Genomic DNA, 6,859 nt, shown 5'->3' with positions numbered 1-6,859 from the left:
GCTGGGTGGTCTGGGCATCAATACCCTGATTCACGCCAGCCGCTAGCCCGCGTCGGAGGTCTCCTCCCAGTCCTTGACGGTCGATGACAGGGTCTTCAGCCGCGCGATCGCGAGGCGCGATACCGGGCTCAACTCGCCGCCATCCGTGTCGGCATAGTCGATGATCTGGCGCTTCATGCTGCGCGCCCAGAATTTCTTGAGGTGCGTGGCGACCAGTTCGGCCGCCTGGGCGTCGTCACCATGGTGCAGGTTGTTGGCGCTGATCTGATTGACCATCTTGATCAGCGGCGCGGTTGGCCCGCCATGGCCCGCATCATTCATGCTCGAGTCGCTCATCTCGCGCGCTCCCTGACGTCGAAAGAGTGGCCGGCGGCGCTCATTTGAGCGCCGCCTCGGCGGATTCCAGATAACGCTGCTGACGTTCGTCGAACTGGCGGAAATGCTGCTGCCAGGACGAGGGCTGGGAGACCTTTTCCACCTGCACCGCCGTCACCTTGTACTCCGGACAGTTGGTGGCCCAGTCGGAGTTGTCGGTGGTGATCACGTTGGCGCCGCTGCCCGGATGGTGGAAGGTGGTGTAGACCACGCCCGGCGCCATGCGGTCGCTGACACGGCAGCGCAGCACCGTGCGCCCGACGCGGCTGCTGATGCCCAGCCAGTCGCCGTCGCGCAGGCCGCGGACCTCGGCGTCCGAGGGGTGGATCTCCAGCACGTCCTCGGCGTGCCAGGCGCTGTTGTCGGTACGTCGGGTCTGGGCGCCGACGTTGTACTGGCTGAGGATGCGCCCGGTGGTCAGCAGCAGTGGATAGCGTCGGCTGGCGCGCTCCTCGGTGGCGACGTATTCGGTGATGGCGAAGTTGCCCTTGCCGATGGGGAAGTCCAGCGCGTGCATGGTCGGGGTGCCGTCGGGGAAGGCGTCGTTGCACGGCCACTGGATGCTGCCCAGCTCCTCGAGCCTGGCATAGCTGACGCCGGTGAAGGTCGGTGTCAACTGGGCGATTTCGTCCATGATCTCGGAGGGGTGGGTGTAGTGCATCGGGTAGCCCAGCGCGTTGGACAGCGCCTGGGTGACCTCCCAGTCCTCCTTGCCGGCCACCGGCGGCATCACCTTGCGCACGCGGTTGATGCGTCGCTCGGCATTGGTGAAGGTGCCGTTTTTCTCCAGGAACGTGGAGCCGGGCAGCAGCACATGGGCGTACTTGGCGGTCTCGTTGAGGAAGATGTCCTGCACGATCAGGCAGTCCAGCGCGGTCAGCGCCGCCTCGACATGCTGGGTGTTGGGATCGGACTGGGCGATGTCCTCGCCCTGGACGTAGAGCCCCTTGAAGGTGCCGGCGATGGCGGCGTCGAACATGTTGGGAATGCGCAGCCCCGGTTCGTCGTCGATGGTGGTGTGCCAGAGCGTCTCGAACTTCTCGCGCACGGCGGGATCGGCGACGTGCTGGTAGCCCGGCAGTTCGTGGGGAAACGAGCCCATGTCGCAGGAGCCCTGGACGTTGTTCTGGCCGCGCAGCGGATTGACCCCGACACCCTCGCGGCCGATGTTGCCGGTGGCCATGGCGAGGTTGGCGATGCCCATCACCATGGTCGAACCCTGGCTGTGCTCGGTGACGCCCAGGCCATAGTAGATCGCCCCGTTGGCGGCGTTGGCGTAGGCGCGGGCCGCCTCGCGGACCTGCACGGCAGGCACGCCGGTCACGGTCTCGAGGGCTTCCGGGGAGTTCTGGGGTTCCTGGATGAAGTCACGCCAGCGCTGGTAGGCGTCGCTGTCGCAGCGTTTCGCGATGAAGTCGGCGTCTTCCAGCCCTTCGGTCACCACCACATGGGCCAGCGAATTCACCAGCGCCACGTTGGTACCCGGCTTGAGCGGCAGGTGCAGGCTCCTGCCGCCGTGGGGCGTCTTGAGCAGATCGATCCGCCGCGGGTCGGCGACGATCAGCGTGGCGCCCTGGCGCAGGCGGCGCTTCATCTGCGAGGCGAACACCGGGTGGGCGTCGGTGGGGTTGGCGCCGATCACCAGAATGGTGTCGGCCTTCATCACCGAGTCGAAGGTCTGGGTGCCGGCGGACTCGCCCAGGGTGGTCTTGAGGCCGTAGCCGGTGGGCGAGTGGCACACCCGCGCGCAGGTATCGGTGTTGTTGTTGCCGAAGGCGGCGCGGATCAGCTTCTGGACCAGATAGGTCTCTTCGTTGGTGCAGCGCGACGAGGTGATGCCGCCGATGCTCTCGCGACCGTGCTTCGCCTGGGTCTCCCGAAGGCGTCGCGCGGCGAAGGCGATCGCCTCGTCCCAGGCGACGGGGCGCCACGCTTGGTCGATGCTGTCGCGGATCATCGGTTCGCGAATGCGATCCTTGTGGGTGGCGTAGCCGAAGGCGAAGCGTCCCTTGACGCAGGAGTGGCCATGGTTCGCGTCGCCACCCTTGTAGGGCACCATGCGTACCAGCTTGTCGCCCTTCATCTGCGCCTCGAAGGAGCAGCCCACGCCGCAGTAGGCGCAGGTGGTCACCACGCTGTGTTCGGGCACGCCTTGGTCGATGACGCTCTTCTCCATCAGCGTCGACGTCGGGCAGGCCTGCACGCAGGCGCCGCAGGAGACGCACTCCGAGTCCATGAACGGCTCGTTCTGGCTGGCGGCGACCTTGGAGTCGAAACCGCGCCCTTCGATGGTCAGGGCGAAGGTGCCCTGGACCTCGCCACAGGCGCGCACGCAGCGCGAGCAGACGATGCACTTGCTGGGGTCGAAGCTGAAGTAGGGGTTGGAGTCGTCGATCTCGGCATCCAAGTGATTGGCGCCGTCGAAGCCGTAGCGCACCTCGCGCAGGCCCACCGCGCCGGCCATGTCCTGCAGTTCGCAGTCACCGTTGGCGGGGCAGGTCAGGCAGTCCAGCGGATGGTCGGAGATGTAGAGCTCCATGACGTTGCGCCGCAGCTTGGCCAGCTTGCCGTTCTGGGTGGTGACCGCCATGCCCTCGGCCACCGGCGTGGTGCAGGAGGCGGGGTAGCCGCGCCGGCCCTCGATCTCGACGGCGCACAGGCGGCAGGAGCCGAAGGCCTCGAGGTTGTCGGAGGCGCACAGCTTGGGAATGGTGATGCCGGCGAGCGCTGCGGCACGCAGTACCGAGGTGCCCTCCGGTACGCTGATCTCGACGCCATCGATAGTCAGCGGAACCAGGGTTTCCGAGAGTCTTGCCGGTGTTCCCAAGTCGCGGTCGAACTGTTTCGGATCGAAATGTTGCAGCATGACTACCTCCCGCCTTCGGCTTGTCGCGGTGTCAGGTCATCGGGAAAATGCTTCATCACGCTCTGTACGGGGAACGGGGTCATGCCCCCCATGGCACAGAGCGAACCATCGACCATGGTGTCGCAGAGATCGGAGAGCAGGGCGAGGTTCTCCTCCGCCCGCTCGCCGGCGCGAATACGGTCGATCACCTCCACGCCGCGCACGGCGCCGATTCGGCACGGGGTGCACTTGCCGCAGGACTCGACGCTGCAGAACTCCATGGCGAAGCGGGCCTGATCGCCCATGTCGACGCTGTCGTCGAACATCACCACGCCGCCGTGGCCGACCACGCCCCCGAAGGCGGCGAAGCCTTCGTAGTCGATGGGGCTGTCCCACTGGCTCTGGGGCAGATAGGCGCCCAGCGGCCCGCCCACCTGCACCGCCTTGAGCGGTCGGCCGCTACGCGTGCCGCCGCCGAAGCTCTCCATCAGCTCGCGCAGGGTGGTACCGAAGGCCAGTTCCACCAGACCGCCACGCTCGACGTTGCCGGCCAGCTGCAGCGCCAGGGTGCCGCGGGACCTGCCCATGCCGTAGTCGGCGTAGGCCTGGCCGCCCTGGTCGAGGATGAACGGCACCGCGGCCAGCGAGAGCACGTTGTTGACCACGGTAGGCTGACCGAACAGGCCCTCGATGGCGGGCAGCGGCGGCTTGGCGCGAACCAGCCCGCGCTTGCCCTCCAGGCTCTCCAGCAGGGATGTCTCCTCGCCGCAGATATAGGCCCCGGCGCCCAGGCGCACTTCGAGGTGGAAGGCCTGGCCGCTGTCGAGGATGTCGTCGCCCAGATAGCCGGCCGCCTCGGCGCGGGCGATCGCCTCGTCGAGCATCGTCTGGGCCAGCGGATACTCCGAGCGCAGGTAGATATAGCCCTGGGTGGCGCCCACGGCGAGCCCGGCGATGGTCATGCCCTCGATCAGCATGAAGGGGTCGCACTCCATCACCAGGCGGTCGGCGAAGGTGCCGGAGTCACCCTCGTCGGCATTGCACACGATGTACTTCTGCGCCGCCGGGGTGTCGTGGACCGTCTGCCACTTGATGCCGGTAGGGAAGGCCGCGCCGCCACGCCCGCGCAACCCCGAGGCCTTGACCTCGTCGACGATGCCTTGGGGGGCCAGCGCCAGCGCGTTTTGCAGGCCGGCGAAACCTTGCCGTGCGGTGTAATCCTCGAGCGACAGCGGATCGGTGAGGCCGATGCGCGAGAAGGTCAGGCGCTGCTGGCGCGCCAGATAGGGGTGATCCTCGATGTCGCCGAGGGCCAGCGCGTGTTCCTGACGCCCCTCGAACAGCCCGGCCTCGACCAGGGCGTCGACGTCGGTGGGCGCCACCGGGCCGTAGGCCACCCGGCCCGCCGCGGTCTCGACCTCCACCAGCGGCTCCAGCCAGAACAGCCCGCGGGAGCCGTTGCGCTTGAGCTGGATCGCCACGCCCAGGCGCTCGGCGGCCCGCGTCAGGCGTGCTGCCACGGCGTCGGCGCCGAGTGAACGGGCGGTGGTGTCGCAGGGCACATAGATCGTGGTCGTCATCACTTCACCTCCACCACGGTGGCGCTGAGCTGGGCCGTCAGACGGTCGAAACCGGCGGCGTCCATGCGGCCGTGGACCTCGTCGTCGACCCGTAGCGAGGGGCCGCAGGCGCAGTTGCCGAGGCAGTAGACCGGCTCCAGGGTGAATTCGCGATCCGCCGTGGTCTGATGGTAGTCGACCCCCAGCGCGGACTTGACGTGCGCCTCCAGCGCCCGCGCGCCCACCGCCTGGCACGCCTCGGCGCGGCACACCTGGATCACGTGGCGCCCCGGCGGCTGGGTGCGGAAGTGGTGATAGAAGCTGATGATGCCGTGGACTTCGGCGCGGGTATGGCGCAGCGCCTCGGCGATGATCGGGATCGCCGCCTCGGGGATATGGCCGAAGCGGTCCTGGAGCGCGTGGAGCGTCGGCAGCATGGCGCCCGGCAACGAGCGGTGCTCGTCGACAACGGCCTGGATCTGCGCCGACGTCCAGGTGTCGGCGGCCTGCGGACTAGCGTGTGACATGGCCTGGTCGTCTCATCAAGTTGCTGGTCTGTGCCCGACGGTGGCTTCACGCATGCCGGGACTCGTCCAATCGTCTTATAGGAATCGTCGTTCTTAACTGGTTTAAGTCAGGGTCCCGCTATTCGCCAAACTAGCACTCCCCGGAGGCGCAAAAAATATGAACGAAGATGCTTAGAAAAAAGTTGAATATCACCCCAGCCTGGCTGTTCCGCAGTGACGATGGCGAGCTGCTCGACCCGGTGCTGTTTCGTCTGCTCGCCAATCTGCGCGAGTCCGGCAAGCTGACGCGCGCCGCCGAAGCCGCCGGTGTATCCTACCGTCACGCCTGGAATCTGCTCAATCGTGGCGAGGCGTTCTTCGGCATGGCGCTGGTGGAGATGCGCAAGGGCCACGGTACCCGGCTCTCCCCCCTGGGGGAGAAGCTGCTGTGGTCGGAGCAGCGGGTGAAGGCGCGTCTGGGGCCGCAGATCGACAGCATGGCCTCGGAGCTAAACAACCAGTTGCAGCAGTTGCTGGAGGGCGCCCACCCGGTGTTGCGACTGCACGCCACCCACGGCTACGCGGTGGCGCTGTTGCCGGAGAGCTGCAGCGAACTCGATCTGCGTTACTGCCATCCCGGGGAAGCGCTGAGTGCCATGGAGCGCGGCGAGTGCGACCTGGCCAGCTTTCATCTGCCCACCTGCCCGCGGTTGGCGGCGCGGGTGATGCGGGTCTATCGGCGGCCACTGGGGCGCCAAAAGTTGCGCGTGATCCGGTTCGTGACCCGGCGACAGGGGTTGATCCTGCGCGCCGCGGATCGCGATCGCATCGGGGGGCTGAGCGATCTCACCCGACCCGGGGTGCGCTTCATCAATCGCGACGAGCACTCCGGCACGCGGATCCTGTTCAATCTGCTGCTGGAGGAGGAGGGGATCGGCGAGGCCCAGATCCAGGGCGCCGAGCGGGAGGAGTTCACCCACACCGCGGTGGCGGCCTACGTCGCCTCGGGCATGGCCGATGTCGGTTTTGGATTGGAAGCGGCGGCAGCGCAGTTCGGGCTCGACTTCGAGCCGCTCTCCACCGAACACTACCTGCTGGTCTGCCCCGAGGATCGGCTGCGGCAGCAGAATGTCCAGGAGCTGCTGACGTTCATGGGATCCAGGGGATTTCTCGCTCAGCTCGAATCACTGACCGGCTACGCGGCGGATCGATGTGGCGAGGTGGAGACGTTCGAAGCGCTGCTGGCGGGGGACAGGGCGTAGAGGGCCGGACACGATCGTGTCCGGCCGTCGTTCAGGGGCAGTGCGCCGGTATCAGAACAGCGCGGCCGCCTTGGCCAGGGCGATGTAGAGTCCGATCAGGAACGGCACGCCCACGCCGAGCCAGGCCAGCACGCCACCGATACCGAAGCTGCCGCGAGCCGCGGTCTCGGCATTGGAGGAGACGCTATCTTCCTTCTGCAGCGCGCGCTCACGGGCCAGTTCGTCGTCGCTCATCTGCTGCTCCGGCTTGACCGGCTGGACCAGGGCGTTGCAAATCAGGCCCAGGAACAGCAGGCCGGCCATGATGTAGAG

Annotated in this window: 5 protein-coding genes and 1 pseudogene; 1 reads left to right on the top strand and 5 read right to left on the bottom strand. The window is 67.2% G+C overall.

What is annotated here, in order from left to right; translation table 11 throughout:
- Window positions 1-42: 42 nt before the first annotated feature.
- From Q0602_RS16040 to Q0602_RS16025, 4 genes are read right to left on the bottom strand one after another with little or no spacing between them, the layout of a single operon-like run.
- Window positions 43-336, bottom strand: coding sequence for a formate dehydrogenase subunit delta (locus tag Q0602_RS16040; protein ID WP_295035950.1), 294 nt, complete (start codon window positions 334-336; stop codon window positions 43-45).
- Window positions 337-376: 40 nt separating this feature from the next.
- Window positions 377-3,241, bottom strand: coding sequence for a formate dehydrogenase subunit alpha (fdhF, locus tag Q0602_RS16035; protein ID WP_298845446.1), 2,865 nt, complete (start codon window positions 3,239-3,241; stop codon window positions 377-379).
- A 2-nt stretch (window positions 3,242-3,243) separates the two neighbouring features.
- Window positions 3,244-4,800 (bottom strand): NADH-quinone oxidoreductase subunit NuoF, encoded by a 1,557-nt coding sequence (locus Q0602_RS16030; protein WP_298845443.1) that lies wholly within the window; start codon window positions 4,798-4,800, stop codon window positions 3,244-3,246.
- Window positions 4,800-5,306, bottom strand: coding sequence for a formate dehydrogenase subunit gamma (locus Q0602_RS16025; RefSeq protein ID WP_298845441.1), 507 nt, complete (start codon window positions 5,304-5,306; stop codon window positions 4,800-4,802). The genes Q0602_RS16030 and Q0602_RS16025 overlap by 1 nt, the downstream gene beginning before the upstream one ends.
- A 182-nt stretch (window positions 5,307-5,488) precedes the next feature.
- On the opposite strand from Q0602_RS16025, the gene Q0602_RS16020 reads away from it, so the two are divergent.
- Window positions 5,489-6,547: a substrate-binding domain-containing protein gene (locus tag Q0602_RS16020; RefSeq protein WP_295035946.1), complete on the top strand. Its 1,059-nt coding sequence runs from the start codon at window positions 5,489-5,491 to the stop codon at window positions 6,545-6,547.
- Window positions 6,548-6,598: 51 nt separating this feature from the next.
- Here the strand turns inward: Q0602_RS16020 and Q0602_RS16015 are convergent.
- A pseudogene (locus Q0602_RS16015) lies at window positions 6,599-6,859 on the bottom strand (MFS transporter); the annotation flags it as partial.

This window comes from uncultured Salinicola sp. (genome assembly GCF_937921195.1).
GTDB lineage: Bacteria > Pseudomonadota > Gammaproteobacteria > Pseudomonadales > Halomonadaceae > Salinicola.
This window is presented reverse-complemented; position numbering and strand designations above follow the sequence as displayed.

What these genes read in the sequence shown, in the direction of transcription:
- Q0602_RS16040 (WP_295035950.1), bottom strand. Translation starts at nt 336, where the DNA reads ATGAGCGACTCGAGCATGAATGATGCGGGCCATGGCGGGCCAACCGCG.
- fdhF (WP_298845446.1), bottom strand. Translation starts at nt 3,241, where the DNA reads ATGCTGCAACATTTCGATCCGAAACAGTTCGACCGCGACTTGGGAACA.
- Q0602_RS16030 (WP_298845443.1), bottom strand. Translation starts at nt 4,800, where the DNA reads ATGACGACCACGATCTATGTGCCCTGCGACACCACCGCCCGTTCACTC.
- Q0602_RS16025 (WP_298845441.1), bottom strand. Translation starts at nt 5,306, where the DNA reads ATGTCACACGCTAGTCCGCAGGCCGCCGACACCTGGACGTCGGCGCAG.